At 71.7% G+C, this 21,920-nt stretch carries 20 protein-coding genes; 14 read left to right on the top strand and 6 right to left on the bottom strand.

From position 1 onward, the window contains the following. Nucleotides 1–177: 177 nt before the first annotated feature. Both VR44_RS01720 and VR44_RS01715 read right to left on the bottom strand, forming a co-directional pair. Nucleotides 178–3,024 carry a (Fe-S)-binding protein gene (locus tag VR44_RS01720; protein ID WP_342669288.1) on the bottom strand — a complete coding sequence of 949 codons (2,847 nt, stop codon included), beginning with the start codon at nt 3,022–3,024 and terminating at the stop codon, nt 178–180. A gap of 111 nt (nt 3,025–3,135) precedes the next feature. Further along, nucleotides 3,136–3,747 (bottom strand): sugar transferase, encoded by a 612-nt coding sequence (locus VR44_RS01715; protein WP_342669287.1) that lies wholly within the window; start codon nt 3,745–3,747, stop codon nt 3,136–3,138. A gap of 283 nt (nt 3,748–4,030) precedes the next feature. Here VR44_RS01715 and dnaK point away from each other — a divergent pair, with 283 nt between their 5' ends. Genes dnaK through VR44_RS01695 form a run of 4 tightly spaced genes read left to right on the top strand, consistent with a single transcriptional unit; the run spans nt 4,031 to nt 8,212 of the window. Beyond that, nucleotides 4,031–5,875, top strand: a complete 1,845-nt coding sequence (dnaK, locus tag VR44_RS01710) for a molecular chaperone DnaK (RefSeq protein ID WP_045945530.1) — start codon at nt 4,031–4,033, stop codon at nt 5,873–5,875. Further along, the gene (gene grpE, locus VR44_RS01705) at nt 5,875–6,531 is read left to right on the top strand and encodes a nucleotide exchange factor GrpE (protein WP_045945529.1); all 657 of its coding nucleotides are present in this window, start codon (nt 5,875–5,877) and stop codon (nt 6,529–6,531) included. Before dnaK ends, grpE begins: the two co-directional genes overlap by 1 nt. A gap of 39 nt (nt 6,532–6,570) precedes the next feature. Further along, on the top strand, nt 6,571–7,746 hold the full coding sequence (gene dnaJ / locus VR44_RS01700; protein ID WP_045945528.1) for a molecular chaperone DnaJ: 1,176 nt from the start codon (nt 6,571–6,573) through the stop codon (nt 7,744–7,746). A gap of 1 nt (nt 7,747) precedes the next feature. Further along, nucleotides 7,748–8,212: a heat shock protein transcriptional repressor HspR gene (locus VR44_RS01695; RefSeq protein ID WP_045945527.1), complete on the top strand. Its 465-nt coding sequence runs from the start codon at nt 7,748–7,750 to the stop codon at nt 8,210–8,212. A 102-nt stretch (nt 8,213–8,314) separates the two neighbouring features. Here the strand turns inward: VR44_RS01695 and VR44_RS01690 are convergent, their stop codons facing one another. Beyond that, nucleotides 8,315–9,382: a regulatory protein gene (locus tag VR44_RS01690; RefSeq protein WP_045945526.1), complete on the bottom strand. Its 1,068-nt coding sequence runs from the start codon at nt 9,380–9,382 to the stop codon at nt 8,315–8,317. 102 nt (nt 9,383–9,484) lie between these two features. On the opposite strand from VR44_RS01690, the gene VR44_RS01685 reads away from it, so the two are divergent. Beyond that, on the top strand, nt 9,485–9,757 hold the full coding sequence (locus tag VR44_RS01685; RefSeq protein ID WP_157880201.1) for a hypothetical protein: 273 nt from the start codon (nt 9,485–9,487) through the stop codon (nt 9,755–9,757). Then, nucleotides 9,757–10,071 carry a Rieske (2Fe-2S) protein gene (locus tag VR44_RS01680; RefSeq protein WP_042820115.1) on the top strand — a complete coding sequence of 105 codons (315 nt, stop codon included), beginning with the start codon at nt 9,757–9,759 and terminating at the stop codon, nt 10,069–10,071. Before VR44_RS01685 ends, VR44_RS01680 begins: the two co-directional genes overlap by 1 nt. 197 nt (nt 10,072–10,268) lie before the next feature. Here the strand turns inward: VR44_RS01680 and VR44_RS01675 are convergent, their stop codons facing one another. Beyond that, on the bottom strand, nt 10,269–10,688 hold the full coding sequence (locus VR44_RS01675; RefSeq protein WP_045945524.1) for a pyridoxamine 5'-phosphate oxidase family protein: 420 nt from the start codon (nt 10,686–10,688) through the stop codon (nt 10,269–10,271). A 113-nt stretch (nt 10,689–10,801) separates the two neighbouring features. Between VR44_RS01675 and clpB the strand changes: the two genes are divergently transcribed. After that, nucleotides 10,802–13,393 carry an ATP-dependent chaperone ClpB gene (gene clpB, locus VR44_RS01670; RefSeq protein ID WP_045945523.1) on the top strand — a complete coding sequence of 864 codons (2,592 nt, stop codon included), beginning with the start codon at nt 10,802–10,804 and terminating at the stop codon, nt 13,391–13,393. Between the two features lie 109 nt (nt 13,394–13,502). Further along, the gene (locus VR44_RS01665; RefSeq protein WP_045945522.1) at nt 13,503–14,045 is read left to right on the top strand and encodes a type III secretion system chaperone family protein; all 543 of its coding nucleotides are present in this window, start codon (nt 13,503–13,505) and stop codon (nt 14,043–14,045) included. Between the two features lie 21 nt (nt 14,046–14,066). Here VR44_RS01665 and VR44_RS01660 read toward each other — a convergent pair whose 3' ends face one another. Together VR44_RS01660 and VR44_RS01655 are read right to left on the bottom strand one after the other, a co-directional pair. After that, nucleotides 14,067–15,215, bottom strand: a complete 1,149-nt coding sequence (locus tag VR44_RS01660) for a hypothetical protein (protein WP_245691578.1) — start codon at nt 15,213–15,215, stop codon at nt 14,067–14,069. An 8-nt stretch (nt 15,216–15,223) separates the two neighbouring features. Then, complete coding sequence (locus VR44_RS01655) at nt 15,224–16,408, bottom strand: pyridoxal phosphate-dependent aminotransferase (protein ID WP_211274996.1); 1,185 nt, start codon at nt 16,406–16,408, stop codon at nt 15,224–15,226. 127 nt (nt 16,409–16,535) lie between these two features. Between VR44_RS01655 and VR44_RS42135 the strand changes: the two genes are divergently transcribed. From VR44_RS42135 to pyrE, 6 genes are all read left to right on the top strand, one after another. Continuing rightward, a complete protein-coding gene (locus VR44_RS42135; protein ID WP_094191365.1) occupies nt 16,536–16,766 on the top strand; it encodes a hypothetical protein in 231 nt (76 codons plus the stop codon). 347 nt (nt 16,767–17,113) lie between these two features. Continuing rightward, nucleotides 17,114–17,632: a DUF2617 family protein gene (locus tag VR44_RS01645; RefSeq protein ID WP_045945518.1), complete on the top strand. Its 519-nt coding sequence runs from the start codon at nt 17,114–17,116 to the stop codon at nt 17,630–17,632. A gap of 162 nt (nt 17,633–17,794) precedes the next feature. Further along, nucleotides 17,795–19,435, top strand: a complete 1,641-nt coding sequence (locus VR44_RS01640) for a polyamine aminopropyltransferase (protein ID WP_052713414.1) — start codon at nt 17,795–17,797, stop codon at nt 19,433–19,435. Nucleotides 19,436–19,484: 49 nt separating this feature from the next. Further along, nucleotides 19,485–20,348 carry an SRPBCC family protein gene (locus tag VR44_RS01635; RefSeq protein WP_045945517.1) on the top strand — a complete coding sequence of 288 codons (864 nt, stop codon included), beginning with the start codon at nt 19,485–19,487 and terminating at the stop codon, nt 20,346–20,348. A gap of 77 nt (nt 20,349–20,425) precedes the next feature. After that, the gene (locus tag VR44_RS01630; RefSeq protein ID WP_045945516.1) at nt 20,426–21,214 is read left to right on the top strand and encodes an aldose epimerase family protein; all 789 of its coding nucleotides are present in this window, start codon (nt 20,426–20,428) and stop codon (nt 21,212–21,214) included. A 21-nt stretch (nt 21,215–21,235) separates the two neighbouring features. Then, the gene (pyrE, locus tag VR44_RS01625; RefSeq protein WP_045945515.1) at nt 21,236–21,775 is read left to right on the top strand and encodes an orotate phosphoribosyltransferase; all 540 of its coding nucleotides are present in this window, start codon (nt 21,236–21,238) and stop codon (nt 21,773–21,775) included. The last annotated feature ends 145 nt before the right edge of the window (nt 21,776–21,920 follow it).

Raw genomic sequence — 21,920 nt, 5'->3', positions numbered from 1 at the left:
CGCCGGCGATTGAGGCGACCGGGCACGGAGCGCCCGTACGGGCTCCCGGGCGGAGCCCCTGGGAACGGGCGAAGGGCGGGTAGGGGACGGCTCCGCGCAGCGGCGACACCCCGACTCGGACGAACAGGAGCGGCCGGCCCCCGAGGGGACCGGCCGCTCCTGTTCGTCGCACGGGTCTTACTTGGTGCCCTCGGCCTTGACCTTGGGGTCGGCCTCCGGCTCGGCCGGGCCCTTCGCGCCCTCGGCCGCGCTTTCACCCTCGGCCTTCGGCTCCGCCTCGGCGGCTTCGGCCTCCGGCTCCACCGCAGGAGCGGCCTCGGCCGCAGCCTCGGCGCCCGGTTCGGCCTTGGCATCCGTGTCGGCCTTCGCCTCAGCCTTGGCTTCCGCCTCAGCCTCCGCCTTGGCGTCCGCGTCGGCCTTCGCCTCGGTCTCGGCCTTGGCGTCAGCCTCGGTTTCGGCGTCCGGTTCGGCCTTCGCCTCCGTGCCGGCCTTGGCGTCCGCCTCCGAGTGGGCGTCGGCGTCCGTGTCGGGCTTCGCCTCCGCCGCAGCCTCGGCTTCGGCTTCCACCTTCGCCTCAGTCGCGGCCGCAGCCTCCGCGTCCGCCTTGGCCTCAGCCTCGGCGGCAGCCTTGGCCTCCGCCTCAGCGGCGGCCTTCGCCTCGGCCTCAGCCTTGGCCTTGGCCTCCGCGTCCGCCTTGGCCTTCGCCTCAGCGGCAGCCTTCGCCTCCGCGTCCGCCTTGGCCTTCGCCTCGGCCTCGGCCTTCGCCGCGGCCTCCGCCTCGGCCGCGGCGGCCGCGAGTTCCTCCTCCGTCGGTTCCGGTGCCTTCACCGATTCCAGGAGGAGCTGGGCGACGTCGACGACCTGGACGGATTCCTTGGCCTGGCCCTCGTTCTTCTTGCCGTTCACGGAGTCGGTCAGCATGACCAGGCAGAACGGGCAGGCGGTGGAGACGATGTCCGGGTTGAGGGACAGGGCCTCGTCGACGCGCTCGTTGTTGATGCGCTTGCCGATCCGCTCCTCCATCCACATCCGCGCGCCACCCGCGCCACAGCAGAAGCCGCGCTCCTTGTGGCGGTGCATCTCCTGCTGGCGCAGCCCCGGCACGGCGGACATGATCTCGCGCGGCGGCGTGTAGACCTTGTTGTGGCGGCCCAGGTAGCACGGGTCGTGGTACGTGATCAGGCCCTCGACCGGGGTGACCGGCGTCAGCCGGCCCTCGTCGATCAGGTGCTGCAGCAGCTGCGTGTGGTGGATGACCTCGTACTCGCCGCCGAGCTGCGGGTACTCGTTCGCGATGGTGTTGAAGCAGTGCGGGCAGGTCGAGACGATCCGCTTGGCCGACTTCGGCTTCTTCGTCGCCGGGTCCTCGTCGTCCTCGCCGAACGCCATGTTCAGCATCGCGACGTTCTCCTGGCCCAGCTGCTGGAACAGCGGCTCGTTGCCCAGGCGGCGCGGCGAGTCACCGGTGCACTTCTCCTCGCCGCCCATGATCGCGAACTTCACGCCCGCGATGTTCAGCAGCTCGGCGAAGGCCTTCGTGGTCTTCTTCGCCCGGTCCTCCAGCGCGCCGGCGCAGCCGACCCAGTACAGGTAGTCGAACTCCGAGAGGTCCTCGGCGTCCTTCCCGATGATCGGGACCTCGAAGTCGACCTCCTTGGTCCACTCCACGCGCTGCTTCTTGGCCAGGCCCCAGGGGTTGCCCTTCTTCTCCAGGTTCTTGAGCATCGTGCCCGCCTCCGACGGGAACGCGCTCTCGATCATGACCTGGTAGCGGCGCATGTCGACGATGTGGTCGATGTGCTCGATGTCGACCGGGCACTGCTCCACGCACGCGCCGCAGGTGGTGCAGGACCACAGCACGTCCGGGTCGATGACGCCGTTCTCCTCGGCGGTGCCGATCAGCGGACGCTCGGCCTCGGCAAGGGCGGCGGCCGGGACGCCGGCGAGCTGCTCGGCGCTCGCCTTCTCCTCGCCCTCCATCGTCTTGCCGCCGCCCGCGAGCAGGTACGGGGCCTTGGCGTGCGCGTGGTCGCGCAGCGACATGATGAGGAGCTTGGGGGAGAGGGGCTTGCCGGTGTTCCAGGCCGGGCACTGCGACTGGCAGCGGCCGCACTCGGTGCAGGTGGAGAAGTCGAGGATGCCCTTCCAGGAGAACTGCTCGACCTGGGAGACGCCGAAGACGTCGTCCTCGCCCGGGTCCTCGAAGTCGATCTCCTTGCCGCCGCTGGTCATCGGCTGGAGGGCGCCCAGCGCCGTGGCGCCGTCGGCGTTGCGCTTGAACCAGATGTTCGGGAAGCCGAGGAAGCGGTGCCAGGCCACACCCATGTTGGTGTTGAGCGAGACCGTGATCATCCAGATGAAGGAGACGCTGATCTTCACCATCGCGGTGAAGTAGATCGCGTTCTGCATGCCGGTGGTGCTGAGCCCCTTGAAGGCCAGGACCAGCGGGTACGAGGCGAAGTACGCGGGCTCGTACGACTCCACGCCGTGGATCGCGCCTTCGAGGCCGCGCAGGCAGAGGATCGCGACGCCGATGGTGAGGATGACCCACTCGACGAAGTACGCCTGCCAGGCCTTCGAGCCCGCGAAGCGCGATTTGCGACCGGCGCGCGAGGGAAGGCTGAGCAGGCGGATCACCATCAGGACGGCGATGCCGACGACGGTCATCACGCCGATGAACTCGGTGTAGAGCTCGAAGGGCAGCCAGTCGCCGACGATCGGCAGCAGCCAGTCCGCCTGGAAGAGCTGGCCGAAGGCCTGCACCAGGGTGGGCGGCAGGGTCAGGAAGCCGATCGCGACGAACCAGTGGGCGAAGCCGACGATGCCCCAGCGGTTCATCCGGGTGTGCCCGAGGAACTCCCTGACCAGGGTGATCGTCCGTTCCTTCGGACGGTCGGTGCGGCTGCCCGCGGGGACGGGCTGGCCGAGTTTCACGAACCGGTAGATCTGCGCCACGGCTCGGGCGAGCAGCGCGACGCCGACCACGGTCAGGACCAGCGACACGATGATCGCGGCGAGTTGCATGGAGGGGCTCCTCGGGCGGGGACTTACTAAGCGGTAACTTATTGAGTCAAGGCTTGAGGTTACCCATTTCCCGCGCCGCACTGTAGGTGAGTGAGCGGTGATCTGTGTCGCTCAGGCACGCCTCTGTTCCCAGGCGGCCCGAGGGGTCTTCGCGAGGATCGCGAGGTCCATCCCCAGCCAATGGCTCTCCACATAGTGCCGGTCCAGCAGGGCCATCTCCTCCCAGGGGAGGTCGGAACGTGCGCCGACCTGCCACAATCCCGTCATTCCGGGACGTACGAGCAGGCGTTCGGGGTGGTCCGTGCGGGGCTCGGGGCGGGGGCCGACCAGCGACATCTCGCCGCGCAGCACGTTCAGCAGCTGCGGCAGCCCGTCCAGGGCGCACCGCCGCACCCATGCCCCGGGCCGGCCCCCGCCCTCGGTGCGGAGCCGCCAGGTGCGGAAGGGGCGGCCGGCCAGGCCGAGCGCGGGCTCCCGTACGAGGACGCCCGCGCGGGTGGACGCGTACAGGGCGACGGCCGCCAGCAGCAGGGGGACGGCGGACAGCATCGCCAGCGGAACCGCGCCGATCAGGTCGCAGACCCGCTTGGCCGGCGGCCTGGCCGGCCAGTGCGTCCGCAGTCGGGCCGGCCGTGGCCGGAGTGGCCTCGGCCGGGCGGTCCGGGGCCGGGCGGCCCGGGCGGCCCGCGCGGCCCGGGCGAGCAGGGGCGGCATCAGAGGCATGCCAGGCACGCTGCCGGACGCCGGCCCGGCCCCCGGCGCGCCGCGCGGCCCAGCGGTGCCGCTCAGACCCGTTCGGCTGCGGCGCCGCCGCCGGGGCACCTCCCGGCGGTAGCCGGGGAGATTGAGGCGACGGGCGCCGAGCGCCCGGGATCGGGGGCCTGACCTCGGCTTGAGCGTAAGTGCCGCCTAAAGGTTGAGTCGCCTCGACTCACCTCTGTTGACGCCGGCGCAGCGACCGTGCATCCTTGAGTCTGTTCCACTCAAGTCAGCTGGAGGAATCGAAATGGCACGTGCGGTCGGCATCGACCTGGGCACCACTAACTCCGTCGTCAGCGTTCTCGAAGGCGGCGAGCCCACCGTCATCACCAACGCCGAGGGTGCCAGGACCACGCCGTCCGTCGTCGCCTTCGCCAAGAACGGCGAGGTCCTCGTCGGCGAGGTGGCCAAGCGCCAGGCGGTCACGAACGTTGACCGGACCATCCGCTCCGTCAAGCGCCACATGGGCACTGACTGGAAGATCAACCTGGATGGCAAGGACTTCAACCCGCAGCAGATGAGCGCCTTCATCCTGCAGAAGCTGAAGCGCGACGCCGAGGCGTACCTGGGCGAGAAGGTCACGGACGCGGTCATCACCGTCCCGGCCTACTTCAACGACTCCGAGCGCCAGGCGACGAAGGAGGCCGGCGAGATCGCCGGTCTGAACGTCCTGCGCATCGTGAACGAGCCGACGGCCGCCGCCCTGGCCTACGGTCTCGACAAGGACGACCAGACCATTCTCGTCTTCGACCTCGGCGGCGGCACCTTCGACGTGTCCCTCCTGGAGATCGGTGACGGTGTCGTCGAGGTCAAGGCCACCAACGGTGACAACCACCTCGGTGGTGACGACTGGGACCAGCGCGTCGTCGACTACCTCGTGAAGCAGTTCCAGAACGGCCACGGCGTCGACCTGTCCAAGGACAAGATGGCGCTCCAGCGTCTGCGCGAGGCCGCCGAGAAGGCGAAGATCGAGCTGTCGTCGTCCACCGAGACGACCATCAACCTGCCGTACATCACGGCCTCCGCCGAGGGCCCGCTGCACCTGGACGAGAAGCTCACGCGCTCGCAGTTCCAGCAGCTCACCGCGGACCTGCTCGACCGCTGCAAGACCCCGTTCCACAACGTCATCAAGGACGCCGGCATCAGCCTGTCCGAGATCGACCACGTGGTCCTGGTCGGCGGCTCCACCCGTATGCCGGCCGTCGCCGAGCTCGTCAAGGAGCTCACCGGCGGTCAGGACGCCAACAAGGGCGTCAACCCGGACGAGGTCGTCGCCATCGGCGCCACCCTCCAGGCCGGTGTGCTCAAGGGTGAGGTCAAGGACGTCCTGCTCCTCGACGTGACCCCGCTGTCCCTCGGCATCGAGACCAAGGGCGGCATCATGACCAAGCTCATCGAGCGCAACACGACCATCCCGACCAAGCGGTCGGAGATCTTCACGACGGCCGAGGACAACCAGCCGTCCGTGCAGATCCAGGTCTACCAGGGCGAGCGCGAGATCGCGGCGTACAACAAGAAGCTCGGCATGTTCGAGCTGACGGGCCTGCCGCCGGCCCCGCGCGGCGTCCCGCAGATCGAGGTCTCCTTCGACATCGACGCGAACGGCATCATGCACGTCACGGCCAAGGACCTTGGCACGGGCAAGGAGCAGAAGATGACCGTCACCGGCGGCTCCTCGCTCGGCAAGGACGAGGTCGACCGCATGCGCCAGGAGGCCGAGCAGTACGCGGAGGAGGACCACCGCCGCCGCGAGGCCGCCGAGTCCCGCAACCAGGGTGAGCAGCTCGTCTACCAGACGGAGAAGTTCCTCGCGGACAACGCGGAGAAGGTCCCGGCCGAGGTCAAGACCGAGGTCGAGACGGCCGTCACCGAGCTGAAGGAAAAGCTCAAGGGCGAGGACACCGCCGAGATCCGCACCGCCACGGAGAAGCTCGCCGCGGTCAGCCAGAAGCTGGGCCAGGCCATCTACGCCGACGCGCAGGGCGCCCAGGCCGCCGGCGGTGCCGGTGACGCGGGCCACGCCAAGGCCGAGGACGACGTCGTCGACGCCGAGATCGTCGACGAGGACAAGCCGAAGGGCGGCCAGGTCTGATGTCGGAGGAGACCCCGGGCTTCGACGAGAAGCCCGAAGTCCCCACCGGCGCGGACGACGCCGAGCCGAAGGCCGCCGACTCCTCCGAGGAGAAGGAGGCGGCCCCGGCCGGGGACGCAGCTCAGGAGACGGCTCTGCTGGCGCAGCTGGACCAGGCCCGTACCGCGCTGAACGAGCGCACCGCGGACCTCCAGCGGCTCCAGGCCGAGTACCAGAACTACCGCCGCCGCGTGGAGCGGGACCGGGTCGCCGTCAAGGAGATCGCGGTCGCGAACCTGCTGTCGGAGCTCCTGCCGACCCTGGACGACATCGGCCGGGCCCGGGAGCACGGCGAGGTGGTCGGCGGCTTCAAGTCGGTGGCCGAGTCCCTGGAGACGGCCGCCGCCAAGATGGGGCTGCAGCAGTTCGGCAAGGAGGGCGAGCCCTTCGACCCGACGATCCACGAGGCCCTGATGCACTCGTACGCGCCGGACGTCACCGAGACGACCTGCGTGGCGATCCTGCAGCCGGGGTACCGGATCGGTGAGCGCACGATCCGCCCCGCGCGGGTCGCGGTGGCCGAGCCCCAGCCGGGCGCGGCCCCCGCCGCGAAGTCCGAGTCCGGCGACGGCGACACGCCGTCCGAGAAGGACACGGATGCCCCCGACAAGGGCTGACGCACACCATGTAGGCATCCGGAAGGAGGGACACCGGGGATGAGCACGAAGGACTTCGTCGAGAAGGACTACTACAAGGTCCTCGGTGTCCCGAAGGACGCCACCGAGGCCGAGATCAAGAAGGCGTACCGGAAGCTCGCCCGCGAGTACCACCCGGACGCCAACAAGGGCGACGCCTCGGCCGAGGAGCGCTTCAAGGAGATCTCCGAGGCGAACGACATCCTCGGCGACGCCAAGAAGCGCAAGGAGTACGACGAGGCCCGCGCCCTGTTCGGGAACGGGGGCTTCCGCCCCGGTCCGGGCGGGGGCGGCTCGTTCAACTTCGACCTGGGCGACCTCTTCGGGGGCGCCCAGGGCGGCGGTCAGGGCGGCTTCGGCGGCGGTCTGGGCGACGTCTTCGGCGGCCTGTTCAACCGTGGCGCCGGCGCCGGTGCGGGCACCCGCACCCAGCCGCGCCGCGGCCAGGACATCGAGTCCGAGGTCACGCTCTCGTTCACGGAGGCCGTGGACGGGGCGACGGTCCCGCTGCGGATGTCCTCGCAGGCCCCCTGCAAGGCCTGCTCGGGCACCGGCGACAAGAACGGCACGCCCCGGGTGTGCCCGACCTGCGTCGGCACCGGACAGGTCTCCCGGGGCAGCGGCGGCGGCTTCTCGCTGACCGACCCCTGCGCGGACTGCAAGGGCCGCGGCCTGATCGCGGAGAACCCCTGCGAGGTCTGCAAGGGCAGCGGGCGCGCCAAGTCCTCCCGGACCATGCAGGTCCGGATCCCGGCGGGCGTCTCCGACGGCCAGCGGATCCGGCTGCGCGGCAAGGGCGCCCCGGGCGAGCGCGGCGGCCCGGCGGGCGACCTCTACGTCGTCGTGCACGTCGGGACGCACCCGGTGTTCGGCCGCAAGGGCGACAACCTCACGGTGACCGTGCCCGTCACGATCGCGGAGGCGGCCCTCGGCGCCGACATCAAGGTCCCGACCCTGGGCGGCCCGGCGGTGACGCTGAAGCTGCCCCCGGGCACCCCGACCGGCCGTACGATGCGGGCCCGCGGCAAGGGCGCGGTCCGCAAGGACGGCACCCGCGGCGACCTGCTCGTCACGGTGGAGGTCGCGGTGCCGGCGGAGCTGTCCGACAAGGCCCGCGAGGCCCTGGAGATGTACCGGGACGCCACGGAGTCCGACGATCCGCGCGCCCTGCTGTTCGAGTCCGCGAAGGGAGCTTGACATGGAAGGCCGCCGACGACAGCCCCGTTTCGGTGACGGGGCGTACCAGTTGACCGACGAGACACCGGTCTACGTGATCTCGGTGGCCGCCCAGCTGTCCGGACTCCATCCGCAGACCCTCCGCCAGTACGACCGCCTCGGCCTGGTCTCCCCGGACCGCACGGCCGGGCGCGGCCGGCGCTACTCGGCCCGGGACATCGAGCTGCTGCGCACCGTGCAGCAGCTGTCCCAGGACGAGGGCATCAACCTGGCCGGCATCAAGCGGATCATCGAACTGGAGAACCAGGTGGCCGCGCTCCAGCAGCGCGTGGCCGAGCTGTCCGCCGCGGTGGACGGTGCGGCGGCCGCGCTCCAGGCCCGTGAGGCCGCGGTGCACGCCTCGTACCGCCGTGACCTGGTCCCGTACCAGCCACCGCAGCCGGGCAACGCCCTGGTCGTCTGGCGCCCCAAGCGGCCGATGGACTGACGGCGCGGCCGGCGGAGCCACGGCCGGCAGGACGTACGAAGGCCCCGTCCGGGCCCCTCAGGGGCCTGGACGGGGCCTTCGGCATATTCCCCGGGGATCGCCTCAGCGGGGCGCGGTGAGCCCCTCAGCGGGCCCCTGGCAGCCCGTGGCCGCCTCCCCGTCGCTCCCGCTGTGCAGGATGCCGGACTGGGCGATGAGGTAGCCCAGCTGGGCCCTGCTGCCGCTGCCGAGGGCGGTGGCCAGCTTCGCGATGTGCGCGCGGCAGGTGCGTACGTTCATCCCCAGCCGGCGGGCGATCGCCTCGTCCACGTGCCCCTCGATGAGGAGCTGGGCGATGGAGCGCTGGACGCCGGAGATGCCGTCGGGGCTGTGGGTGTACGTGACCTCGTCGGTCAGCGGCACGGCCCGGCGCCACAGCTGCTCGAACACCTTGATGAGGTAGGCCACCAGCCCGGGGTGGCGCAGCTCCAGCGCCACGCGCCGGTCGTCGCTGGCGGGGATGAAGGCGACGGTCCGGTCGAACACTATGAGCCGCTCGATGAGCTCCTCGAGGGTGCGGATCTCCACCTTGCCCGCCGAGATGCGGTCCACGTAGGCGAGCGTGCCCTGGCTGTGCCGGGCCGTGTGCTGGTAGAGCGTGCGGATGCTCACGCCGCGGTCGATCAGCGGGGCGTCGCGCTCCAGGGCCTCACTGAGGGCGGAGGAGGGCCGCGCGCCGCCCGGCTGGACCGTCAGCATCTCCGTGTGGCACTCGGCCGTGGCCAGGTCGAGGGCGGCGTTGATCTGGTCGAACCCCTCCAGCACCGTGATGGCGTGGGTGTTGGCCGGGTGCTGTGCGCTGATGGTCAAGAACGGCTCGAATGCATCGGTGAGGTCGATGGCGCTGCGCCGCCGCTCCTGGATCTCGCGCTCCAGCGGCTGCAGCCGCTGTGCGAGTGCCACCGAGGGCGGAACTGCGCGGAGCTGGTTCGCGTCATCCGGGTCGGGCCGCAGGAGTGCGAATTCGAGCAGGCAGGGGGCGTTTGCCACTTCGCTCCGAGGCACGCGTCCCGTGCTGAGCGCCGCTGCGTAGAGTCGTGCACCTTCGTCGCACATCGATGTGACGGGGTGGGGATGTGTCGGGTTTGTGTCTGTTATGGGCAAATCTCCACCCCCCAGGGTCCTGAACATGCAAGAACATGATGCATCGTCCCTGTGGCCGTAACGTGCCTGAATGAGCCATGGTCTGACGTGCGGGGGAGAGGATTCCATCAAGTGAGGACGAAGCCGACCATGTACAAGAGAATGCTTCGCTCGGCGCTTGCCGTTGTTTTCTCCGCTGTTGCGGTCTTTGGGGCAGTCAGCGCCGTCCATGGCGATGCGGGGAGCGCTCGGGCCGACAGCGGTTGGAACGCCGCACCGGCGAGCGAGAGCGACAGCGGCTGGAACAACCTGGCCTCCGGCGACAGCGGCTGGAACGTCGCGCCGAAGGACGGTGGCTCGGTCGCCACGACCGACGGCGAGCCCGACAGCGGTTGGAACTTCACCCCCAAGTCGGCCGCCTGATGACCCCCGACGACCGCGACTTCCGGCGCGAGATGGCCTCGGCGTACCGCTCTGGCTGGCAGTTCATCGACCTCGCCACGGCGATCCCCTACGCCGGCGACTCGCTGATGGTCACCCTGTTCGGCCAGCCGATCGTCATCGTGCGCGAGGAGGACGAGGACGTCCGTGCCTACCGCTGCCTGCGCCGCCCCCGGGGCGCACCGCAGCCCGTCCGCTGCGAAGTGCGGTACGGCATGGTCTTCGTCAACCTCGATCAGCGTGACCACCAGCTCTTCGAACCCGATATCACCACCGCCACCCCCCGCAGTGCCTGAGGCGATTCCCCCGTCGTTGCAGATCGCTCCAGGTGCTTCCCCCACACAACGGCGCCATCCTGGACCTGACCACGATGGCGCCGTTGTGCTGTCCGCGTCCAGTGCCCGAACCGGACATCGGTCCGAGGATCCGGTGGGAAACGGTCCAGGATCAGTCCAGGACCGCTTGAGGACCGCTCGAATCCGGCCGTTTTTCCTCAGGCCCGCCCCATCGCCCGGTCGAGGGTGATCTCCAGGACCACCCGGTCCGGGTTCGGCGAGGGCGTCCGCCCGTACCGCTCGGCGTAGCGCGCCACCGCCTCGGCGACCGAGGCCTCGTCGCTCCGGACCACCGCGCGGCCCTCCAGGGTGGCCCAGCGCCGGCCCTCCATCTGGCACACCGCCACCCGCGCCGCTCCGCCCGGCGCCTCCAGGACGTTGCGCACCTTCTTGCTGTGCTTGTTGCTGATCACCCGCGCGAGCCCGGCCTCCGGGTCGTACGTCACCCCCACCGGGACCACGTGCGGGGTGCCGTCCGGCCGCGGGGTGGTCAGCGTGCAGACGTGCCGCTCCCGCCAGAAGGCGAGGTAGTCGGGCGTCGGGTTGAGTACGTCGTGGGCCGGCTTCGAAACAGACATGGCCCGAAGCATACGTCCGGCCCGAATCCTGCCTTGAGTGGAATAGACTCAACTTTGCAGACGCTGAACCTGTCAGAGTTACGTACAGCCCCGCCGGAGAGGAGAAACCGAGAGTGGACGCCGAGCTGACCAACAAGAGCCGTGACGCGCTGAACGCGGCCACCAGCAGGGCCGTCAAGGACGGCCACGCCGACCTGACCCCCGCGCACCTGCTGCTGGCCCTGCTCGCCGGCGAGGACAACGAGAACATCACCGACCTGCTCGCCGCGACCGAGGCCGACCAGGCCGCCGTCCGCGCCGGCGCGGAGCGGCTGCTCGCCGCCCTGCCCAGCGTCACCGGCTCCACGGTGGCGCCCCCGCAGCCCAGCCGCGACCTGCTCGCCGTCCTCGCCGAGGCCGACTCCCAGGCCAAGACCCTCGGCGACGACTACCTCTCCACCGAACACCTCCTCATCGCCGTCGCCGCCAAGGGCGGCCAGGCCGGTGAGGTCCTTTCCGCCCAGGGCGCGACCGCGAAGAAGCTGCTGGCCGCCTTCGAGAACGCACGAGGAGGACGGCGGGTGACCACCCCCGACCCCGAGGGCCAGTACAAGGCCCTGGAGAAGTTCGGCACCGACTTCACGGCTGCCGCCCGCGAGGGCAAGCTCGACCCCGTCATCGGCCGCGACCACGAGATCCGCCGCGTCGTCCAGGTCCTCTCGCGCCGCACCAAGAACAACCCGGTGCTCATCGGCGAGCCCGGCGTCGGCAAGACCGCCGTCGTCGAGGGCCTCGCCCAGCGCATCGTCAAGGGCGACGTCCCCGAGTCCCTGAAGAACAAGCGGCTCGTCTCCCTCGACCTCGGCGCCATGGTCGCCGGCGCGAAGTACCGAGGCGAGTTCGAGGAACGGCTCAAGACCGTCCTCGCCGAGATCAAGTCGAGCGAGGGCCAGATCATCACCTTCATCGACGAGCTGCACACCGTCGTCGGCGCCGGAGCCGGCGGGGACTCCGCCATGGACGCGGGCAACATGCTCAAGCCCATGCTGGCCCGCGGCGAGCTGCGCATGGTCGGCGCCACCACCCTCGACGAGTACCGCGAGCGCATCGAGAAGGACCCGGCGCTGGAGCGCCGGTTCCAGCAGGTGCTGGTCGCCGAGCCCACCGTCGAGGACACCATTGCGATCCTGCGCGGGCTCAAGGGCCGCTACGAGGCCCACCACAAGGTCGTCATCAACGACAGCGCCCTCGTCGCCGCCGCCACCCTCTCCGACCGGTACATCACCTCCCGCTTCCTCCCCGACAAGGCCATCGACCTCGTGGACGAGGCCGCCTCCCGGCTGCGCATGGAGATCGACTCCTCCCCGCTGGAGATCGACGAGCTCCAGCGCTCCGTCGACCGGCTGCGCATGGAGGAGCTGGCGCTGAAGAACGAGTCCGACCCGGCCTCGATCGAACGCCTGGAGAAGCTCCGCAAGGACCTCGCCGACAAGGAGGAGGAGCTGCGCGGCCTCACCGCCCGCTGGGAGAAGGAGAAGCAGTCCCTCAACCGCGTCGGCGAGCTCAAGGAGCGCCTGGACGACCTGCGCGGCCAGGCCGAGCGCGCCCAGCGCGACGGCGACTTCGACTCCGCCTCCAAGCTGCTCTACGGGGAGATCCCCGCACTGGAGCGCGAGCTCGCCGAGGCGACGGAGGAGGAGGCCGCGGCCGGCCCGGTCAAGGACAGCATGGTCAAGGACGAGGTCGGCCCCGACGACATCGCGGACGTGGTCGGTGCCTGGACCGGCATCCCGGCCGGCCGCCTCCTGGAGGGCGAGACCCAGAAGCTCCTGCGCATGGAGGAGGAGCTCGGCCGCCGCCTGATCGGCCAGACCGAGGCCGTACGGGCCGTCGCCGACGCCGTGCGCCGCACCCGCGCCGGCATCGCCGACCCCGACCGGCCGACCGGCTCGTTCCTCTTCCTCGGCCCCACGGGCGTGGGCAAGACCGAGCTGGCCAAGGCCCTCGCCGACTTCCTCTTCGACGACGAGCGGGCCATGGTCCGCATCGACATGTCCGAGTACTCGGAGAAGCACAGCGTCGCCCGGCTCGTCGGCGCCCCGCCCGGATACGTGGGCTACGAGGAGGGCGGCCAGCTCACCGAGGCCGTCCGCCGCCGCCCGTACAGCGTGGTGCTGCTGGACGAGGTGGAGAAGGCCCACCCCGAGGTCTTCGACATCCTGCTCCAGGTCCTCGACGACGGCCGCCTCACCGACGGCCAGGGCCGCACCGTCGACTTCCGCAACACCATCCTGATCCTCACCAGCAACCTGGGCAGCCAGTTCCTGGTCGACCCGGTCACCTCGCCCGAGGACAAGAAGGCCCGGGTCCTGGAGGTGGTCCGGGCGAGCTTCAAGCCGGAGTTCCTCAACCGCCTCGACGACCTCGTGGTCTTCTCCGCCCTCACCCGCGACGAGCTGGCGCACATCGCCGAGCTGCAGATCTCCCGCCTGGCGAAGCGCCTGGCCGATCGCCGCCTGGCCCTGGACGTCACGCCCGAGGCCCTGGCCTGGCTGGCCGACAAGGGCAACGACCCGGCGTACGGAGCCCGACCGCTGCGCCGCCTGATCCAGACGGCCGTCGGGGACCGGCTGGCCAAGGAGATCCTGTCCGGCGAGGTCAGGGACGGCGACACCGTCCGCGTCGACGTGGCCGGCGACGACCTCCTCGTGGGCCGGGCCCTGTAAGGACCGCCGCGCCCCCGTGTCCGCCCGGAGCGGATCGGTGGTGCGGGGGTGGACACGGACAGGGCGCGATGGTGGAGGATGGCTGTATCCGCACGAAGGGAAGTACACGGTGAGCATCGACCCGGCCTCGATTCCGAACTTCGGGGGTCAGCCCGAACCGCAGGCGACAGGACCGGCGGGCCCCGTCGTCCCCGACCAGGACCTGGTGAAGCAGCTCCTGGAACAGATGGAGCTCAAGTACGTCATCGACGACGAGGGTGACCTCGCGGCGCCGTGGGAGGACTTCCGCACGTACTTCATGTTCCGTGGTGAGGGCGAGCAGCAGGTCTTCTCCGTCCGCACCTTCTACGACCGCCCCCACGCGATCGACGACAAGCCCCAGCTGCTCGAGTCGATCGACGACTGGAACCGCCGCACCCTGTGGCCCAAGGTCTACAGCCACACGCACGACGACGGCTCCGTCCGGCTCATCGGCGAGGCGCAGATGCTGATCGGCACCGGCGTCAGCCTGGAGCACTTCGTGTCCTCCACGGTCAGCTGGGTCCGCGCGTCGATCGAGTTCGACAAGTGGCTCGTCGAGCAGCTCGGCCTGGAGAAGGAGATCGACTCCGCCGAGGGCGACTCCGACACCGACGGCGGGGACGACGCCTAGCCGTCCCCGTCCCACGGCCCCCTAGAGGGGTACCTTCGCCAGGAGCGTGAGGTACGCCCCGTAGCCGAACGACAGCCCGGCCATGCCGACGGTCACCGCGACCGCCGTGCGAGGCCGGGCTTTCGCCATCGCGGCGGCGACGGGCAGCAGCAGCGGGAACGCGGGCAGCAGGAAGCGGGGCTTCGACTCGAAGAACCCCGCCCCGCCGAGGGCGATCACCAGCAGGACCGCGGTGTACACGAGCAGCGGCAGCGGCGTCCGGTCCAGCAGCAGGAGCACCGCGAGCAGACCCGCCACGGCCAGGGTGGCCACCGTCACGGCCACCGGGATCGTGACCTCCCCGCCGGTCAGCACCTTGTCCACGACGCCGACGGTCCCCGCGCCGAAGTCGAAGCGCGAGCCCCACTGCCGCTGCACGGTGAAGTAGCCGAACAGCTCGTGCCGCCGCGCGCCGACGGCCAGCACGTACGAGACCCAGCCCGCGGGCGCCAGCAGCCCGGCCGCCCACACCGCGGGTGCGCGGCTGCCCCGCAGCAGCTCCCGCAGGGCCAGCACGCTCACCGCGGCGGCCACGGCGATCCCGGTCGGCCGGGTCAGCCCGGCGAGGACGGCCAGGGAGGCCGCCCACATCCAGCGCTCGCGCAGCAGCGCGTACAGGGACCAGGCGGCCAGCGCGCACAGCAGCGGCTCGGTGTAGCCGAGGGTCAGCACCACAGCGTGCGGCAGCGAGGCCCACAGTGCGACGAGCAGCACCCCGGCCCGCGCCCCGAGCAGCCGCTCCCCGACCCGGTATATGCCGACGGCGGCCACCGCGGCGGCCGTCCAGGCCACCGCGAGGCCGGCGACGGGGCCGCCGCCGAGCAGGTGCGTCAGCACCGGGTACAGGGGGAAGAAGGCGGAGTCGCTCTGGATGGAGTCGGAGGCGGGCCACATCTGGGTGCGGCCGTAGCCGTTGGCGGCGATGGAGAGGTACCAGTAGGAGTCCCAGGAGCCGCCGAGCACCCGCACCGGGTTCCGGTCGGCCCACCAGGCCCCGAGGGTGATCACCAGCACCCCGGCCCCGCGTACGCCGGCGAACACCGCGAGCGCGAGCCCGGCGGACCAGGCGGGCTCCTGTCTTCGCGCCGCCCGCGCGGGGGCGGGCGGCGTCTGTCTCGTCGTTACGTCCATGTCGAGCCCTAGAGTGCCCTAAGCCGGTCCACGGCTTCGCGGAGGACCTCCGTCTTCTTGCAGAAGGCCCAGCGGACCTGGGTGGCGCCCGCCTCGACGTCGTCGTAGAACACCTGGTTCGGGATGGCGACGACCCCGCACCGCTCGGGCAGGGACCGGCAGAAGGCCAGGCCGTCCTTCTCCCCCAGGGGGGAGATGTCGGTGGTGATGAAGTAGGTGCCCTGCGGGCGGAAGACCCGCAGGCCGGCGGCGGTGAGGCCCTCGGTGAGCAGGTCGCGCTTGGCGGCGAGGTCGGCGCGGAAGGCCTCGTAGTAGGGGTCGGGGAGGGCGAGGGCCTCTGCGACGGCGTACTGGAAGGGGCCGGAGGAGACGTAGGTGAGGAACTGCTTCGCCGAGCGGACGGCCGAGACCAGCGCGGGCGGGGCGGTGATCCAGCCGACCTTCCAGCCGGTGAAGGAGAAGGTCTTGCCGGCGGAGGAGATGGTGACGGTGCGCTCGCGCATGCCGGGCAGGGAGGCCAGCGGGGTGTGGCCGCCCTCGAAGACGAGGTGCTCGTAGACCTCGTCGGTGACGACGAGCAGGTCGCGTTCGACGGCCAGTTCGGCGATGGCGGCGAGTTCCTCGCGGGTGAGGACGGTGCCGGTCGGGTTGTGGGGGGTGTTGAGCAGGAGCAGGCGGGTGCGCGGGGTGATCGCGTCGCGCAGGGCGTCGAGGTCGGGGCGGAAGTCCGGGGCGCGCAGGGTGAGGGGGACGCGGACGGCGCCGGCCATGGCGATGCAGGCGGCGTAGGAGTCGTAGAACGGCTCCAGGGCGATGACCTCGTCACCCGGTTCGAGGAGCGCGAGGAGGGCGGCGGCGATGGCCTCGGTGGCGCCCGCGGTGACCAGGACCTCGGTGTCGGGGTCGTAGCCGAGGCCGTAGAAGCGCTGCTGGTGGGCGGCGATCGCCCGGCGGAGCTCGGGGACGCCCGGGCCCGGCGGGTACTGGTTGCCGCGGCCGTCGCGGATCGCCCGGACGGCCGCCTCGGCGATCTCGGCGGGGCCGTCGGTGTCGGGGAAGCCCTGGCCCAGGTTGATCGACCCGGTGCGGGCGGCCAGTGCCGACATCTCCGCGAAGATCGTGGTGCCGAAGGCCGCCAGGCGGCGGTTGAGGAAGGGGCGGTCGCTGCCCACGGGTGCGCTCATGGGCGTCATCCTGCGGGGAACCTCTGGAGTTGCTCAAGTGCGCTTTGGCCGGTTCGGCCCGCGGGCATCCCCCCTGCACACGGGACACGGGGATCCCGTCCCCCGGGGGACCGGGGTGTCAGAAAGGGGCGGTGACATGGTCTTCGTCGTACTGGTCGTCGGGGCGATCGCCGCAGTGGTCATCTGGGTCGCGAAGAAGCTCTCCGGCGGTGGCGGTTTCGGCAGCGGCGGGAGCTCCGGCGGCAGCTGGTGGGCGGGCGGCGGGGGGTCTTCCTGCGGCTCCTCGTCCTCCTGCGGCTCCTCCTCCTCGTGCGGTTCCTCCTCCTGCGGTTCGTCCTGCGGTGGCGGCGGGTGCGGGGGCAGCTGACACTGGAGCGGGGCGGCGCGAGCCGCGTGGACAGGACGCCCGGCGGGGACAACTTCCTTCGGGCGTCTTCTTGTTCGGGCGCGTACGAAGGCATGGGGACGGCCTGTTGTTGAACACGTGAACCGGGTAGCCCCCGAGGGGATGTAAACCCCGTCAACTTGGGTAAAAAACGCTGTGAGTGCCGTGCCTTTCATGATTCCCTCGGTTGAGTAGACCAGTCCTCGGAGGACCTCCCTGGACTTCTCCCCCAGCTCCCGCTGGGGGGACCCGTGCCGGTGCCACCCACCCGTTCCTTTGCCGCTGGCGGGCCCCGGCCCCTCTCCCTCGCGCGTTTGCGGAGCCGACTCATGCTCACGACCCTCCAGACCACCTACACCGACACGCGTGCCGCCGATCTCGCCTGGGCCCTGGGACGGGACCGACTGCCCGCCCTGGCCGTACTGAACCTCCAGCTCCACGACGCGAAGGTGGAGCTGCGCCTGCTCGGGGCCTCCCATCAGGTGCTCCTGGAGGAGGGCGAGGTGCTCTGTTCGGAGACGGTCGCCTGTATGCCCGGCAGCCGTACGCCGCTGCCGCTGGGCGTGGCGAAGCGGGTGGGGGACTGGGAGTACGAGTTCGCCGCGCGTGTCGAGACCCTCTCGCGCGGCTCCTTCGCGGGACGGGCCCAGGAACTGCTCGCCCTGGTCGCGGATCACCCGAACGGCCTGGCGGGCACCTTTCCGGGTGACCCGCACGCCTTCACCGCGATGCTCGCCCAGCGGCACGAGGGGCAGGTGCGCTGGCGGACCTGGCACGCCTACCCGCAGGAGGGGCAGCTGGTGGCCACCCGCACCCGGGTGGGCGTGCGGATGGGGGCGCCGGTCTAGCGGCAGCGGATGGGGTGTCCGGCCCGGGCAGGGGCGGGTGGAACACGGCTGGTTCCATACGGCCGGGTTGCGTACGGATTACGCCAACTGGCGGGATAGATGCGGCACTTGCACCCATGTGGGTGACAGGGTGTCCGTGGGTGGTGACGTACGGTTCGCTGCATGATCGACCGTTCCGCCCCCCGCGGGGTGCTCCCGGCGGCGGAGCCGCGGGGCGTGCAGACCGTCCCGGCCGCCCTGCCCGTACAGCCCCGGACCGGCCGACTCCTCGTCCTGGCCACGGTGTTCGTCTGCGCCGCCTGCGGACTCGTATACGAGCTGGAGCTCCTCGCCCTCGGCTCGTACCTCATCGGCGACTCCGTTACCCAGGCGTCCGTCGTGCTGTCCGTCATGGTCTTCGCCATGGGCGTCGGCTCCCTCCTCGCCAAACGGCTGCGCACCCGGCCCGCCTTCGGCTTCGCCGCCATCGAGGCCGGACTCGCCCTGCTCGGCGGGTTCTCCGCCATGGCCCTCTACGCGAGCTTCGCCTGGCTGGGCGAGTCCCGGCCCGCGCTCGTCGCGTTCTCCTTCGCCATCGGGGTGCTCATCGGCGCCGAGATCCCGCTGCTGATGGTCCTCATCCAGCGGATCCGCAGACAGGACGCCGGAGGGGCCGTCGCCGACCTGTTCGCCGCCGACTACGTGGGCGCCCTGGTCGGCGGGCTCGCCTTCCCCTTCCTGCTGCTGCCCGTCCTGGGCCAGCTCACCGGCGCGATGCTCACCGGCACCGTCAACGCGGTGGTCGGCGGCGGCCTCGTCCTGTGGCTGTTCCGCCGCGACCTCAGCCGCCGCTGCCGCTGGCTGCTCCTCACGGTCAACGCCGTGGTGCTCGCGGGGCTCGCCTGCGCGACCCTGCTCGCCGACGACTTCGAGCGCGTCGCGCGGACCGCCGTCTACGGCGGGGAGGTACGGGTGGCGGTCCAGACCGGGGTGCAGGAACTGGTGCTGACCGGCCCCTCCACGGGCTCCCCGCGCTCCCTCGACCTCTACCTCGACGGGCGGCTGCGGGTCAGCGGCTACGACGAGTACCGCTACCACGAGGCCCTGGTCCACCCCGCGATGACCGGCCCGCACGCCCGGGTCCTGGTCCTCGGCGGCGGCGACGGGCTCGCCGCCCGCGAGGTCCTGCGCTACCCGGACGTCGTCTCCGTCACCGTGGTCGAGCTCGACCCCGGGGTGGTCGAGCTCGCCCGCACCGACCCGATGCTCTCCGCCCTCAACGGCCGCGCCTACGAGGACCCCCGCCTGGGCGTGGTCTCCGAGGACGCCTTCGGCTGGCTGCGCGGCCCCGCCGCCCGCGCCCGGTTCGACGTGATCGTCTCCGACCTCCCCGACCCGGGCATCACCCCGAGCACCAAGCTGTACTCGCAGGAGTTCTACGGGCTGGCCGCCCGGGCCCTCAACCCGGGCGGACGCATCGCCGTCCACGCGGGACCGCTGGGCACGAGGCCCCGTACGTACTGGACCGTCGAGTCCACCCTGCGCGCCGCCGGCCTGCGCACCACCCCCTACAGCGCGGGCGGCCGCCTCTCGGGCTTCGCCGCCGGGCCCGACCGCACCCTCGGCGCCGCCGACGCCCCACCGCAGGACTGGGGCTTCGTCCTCGCCCGCCGGGACCGGGTCCCCGAGCTCCGGGTGGACCGCGACACGCCCGCCCTGCGCGCGGTCTCCACCCGGGGCCTGCAGGACGCCGCCCGGGACGCGGCCCGCACCCGCCTCCCCGGCCTGCCCCCCTCCACGCTTCCGCACCCGCGCTACTCCTAGGCCGTCGCGTCCGTGTGCACGGGCGGCTCTCGTCGGTAGGCTCGACCGCATGGAGCATCAGGTGTTCGTACCGGTACCGGCAGACGATCTGCGCGCCGTGCTGCGCGACCCCGCCCGGGTGGCCGGCTGCGTCCCCGGGCTCCAGCAGGACGCCGACGCCGGCGCGGCCCCCGGGGCGGTGGCCGGGCGGCTCAGGCTGCGGGTCGGCTCCAGCAGCGTCACCTACCGGGGGACGCTGGCGCTGGCCGAGCGGGACCCGGAGCACTTCACCGCGGAGTGCGAGGGCGCCGAGGTGCGCGGCCAGGGCACCGTCAAACTGTCCGCCGGGCTGCGGCTGACCCCCCACGAGGGCGGGACCCGGCTGGAGTTCACCGGGGAGGCCACCGCCGACGGGCGGACCGCCGGCCTCGACGCCGAGGCGCTGACCACCGCCCTGCGGCGGCTGCTCGACCGGTTCTGCGCCAACCTGGCCGAGGCGGCCGGCCCGGAGGAGAGCGGGGCCGAGGGGGAGCCCGGGACCGGTGCGGCCTCCGTCTTCGACACCGACGTGCCGCCGTCGTCCCGCAACCCCTTCCTGGACGAGGGCTTCACAGACCTGCCCGACCTGCCCGACTTCGCCGGGCTCCCCGAACTCGGCGAACTCCCGCAGACCGCCGGGCCGGGCGAGGCCCCGGCCCCCGCCGACCCCACCGCACCCCCGAACCCCCCGGCCGAGGCCGCCCACGCCCGCCGCACGATGATCGGCCGCAGTGCGGAGGAGGTCGACCACGCACCCCCGCGCGGCCGTTACGCCCCCGTCCCGGCCCCCTCGGCCGGCGGCAGCGGCCCCGCCCTGCGCTGGATCGCCCCGGCCGCCGCCCTGGCCCTGGCCTCCGCCGTGGTCGTCGGCCGCGCCCTGCGCCGCCGCCGCTGACCCCACCCGCCCGGCCCCGCCGAATCCCGAGCCGTCGTTGAGCACGTGCCCTCGCGGAGCGCCATAGGCTCGCCGGTATGAGTACGCAACTGAGCGCCGGCGGCGCCGACATCACCATCGACCAGGACAACGGCTGCCGCGTCGGCAGCCTGCGCGTCGACGGCCTGGAGCTGCTGCGCCAGGGCCCGCGCTACGGGTCCTTCCCGATGGTCCCCTGGTGCGGCCGCACCGCGAACGGGGAGTTCCGCGACGGCGGCACCGTCCACCGGCTGCCCGTGAACCACCCCCCGCACGCCATCCACGGCCTCGGCCGCGACCTGCCCTGGCGGACCGCCTCCGTGACCGACACCGGGGCGGCCTTCTACTTCGACCTCGCCGACCCCTGGCCGCACCCCGGCCGGGTGACCCAGTCCTTCGAACTGGGCCAGGACTCCCTGAAGATCACCCTGGGGGTGGAGACCTACCAGGACTCCTTCCCGGCCCAGGCCGGCTGGCACCCCTGGTTCAACCGCACCCTGACGGAGGGCGGCCCCGCGGCGCGGATCGCCTTCGATCCGGCCTGGCAGGAGGAGCGCGGCGAGGACCACCTGCCCACCGGACGCCGTATCGATCCGGCCCCCGGCCCGTGGGACGACTGCTTCGGGATGCCCTACGGGGTCGACGTCACCCTCACCTGGCCGGGGGAGCTGGAGCTGAAGGTGACCAGCCCGGCCGAATGGGTGGTCGTGTACGACGAGCAGCCCGAGGCCGTCTGCGTCGAGCCGCAGTCCGGCCCGCCGAACGGTCTGAACACCCTCCCGCGCCTGGTCACCCCCGTGGACCCGCTGGAGGTCTCCACCACCTGGACCTGGCGCCGCCTGCGCTAGGGCCCCTTTAAGCTCGATGCCATGACTGACGTACGCGATGCGCTTCTGCAGCAGATCAAGGACAAGGCCGTCGTGCACGGCAAGGTGACCCTCTCCTCCGGCAAGGAGGCCGACTACTACATCGACCTCCGCCGCATCACCCTCGACGGCGAGGCCGCTCCGCTGGTCGGTCAGGTCATGCTCGACCTGACCGCCGAGCTCGACTTCGACTGCGTCGGCGGCCTGACCCTGGGCGCCGACCCGGTCGCCACGTCGATGCTGCACGCCTCCGCCGCGCGCGGGCAGCGCCTGGACGCCTTCGTCGTCCGCAAGGCGCAGAAGGCGCACGGCATGCAGCGCCGGATCGAGGGCACCGACGTCAAGGGCAAGCGCTGCCTGGTCGTCGAGGACACCTCCACCACGGGCGGCTCCCCGCTGACCGCCGTCGAGGCGGTCCGCGAGGCCGGCGGTGAGGTCGTCGCCGTCGCCACCATCGTGGACCGCGGTGCCGCCGAGGCCATCGCCGGGGCCGGCCTGCCCTACCTCACCGGCTACCAGCTGGGCGACCTGGGCCTGGCCTGACCCTCCCGGTGACCCCTCCCCGGCCGTGGCCGTCTCGGAGTGTGGTCGCGAAGGGGTGGTGACGCGGCCTCGGAGCGGGCCCGCCGCAACTGGTGACGAAGGTCCCCGGAAGCTTCTAATCCGCTCCTGACCTGCGCCTTCTCGG

Origin of the sequence: Streptomyces katrae (genome assembly GCF_000966975.1) — a bacterium.
GTDB classification, from domain to species: Bacteria; Actinomycetota; Actinomycetes; order Streptomycetales; family Streptomycetaceae; genus Streptomyces; species Streptomyces katrae.
This window is presented reverse-complemented; position numbering and strand designations above follow the sequence as displayed.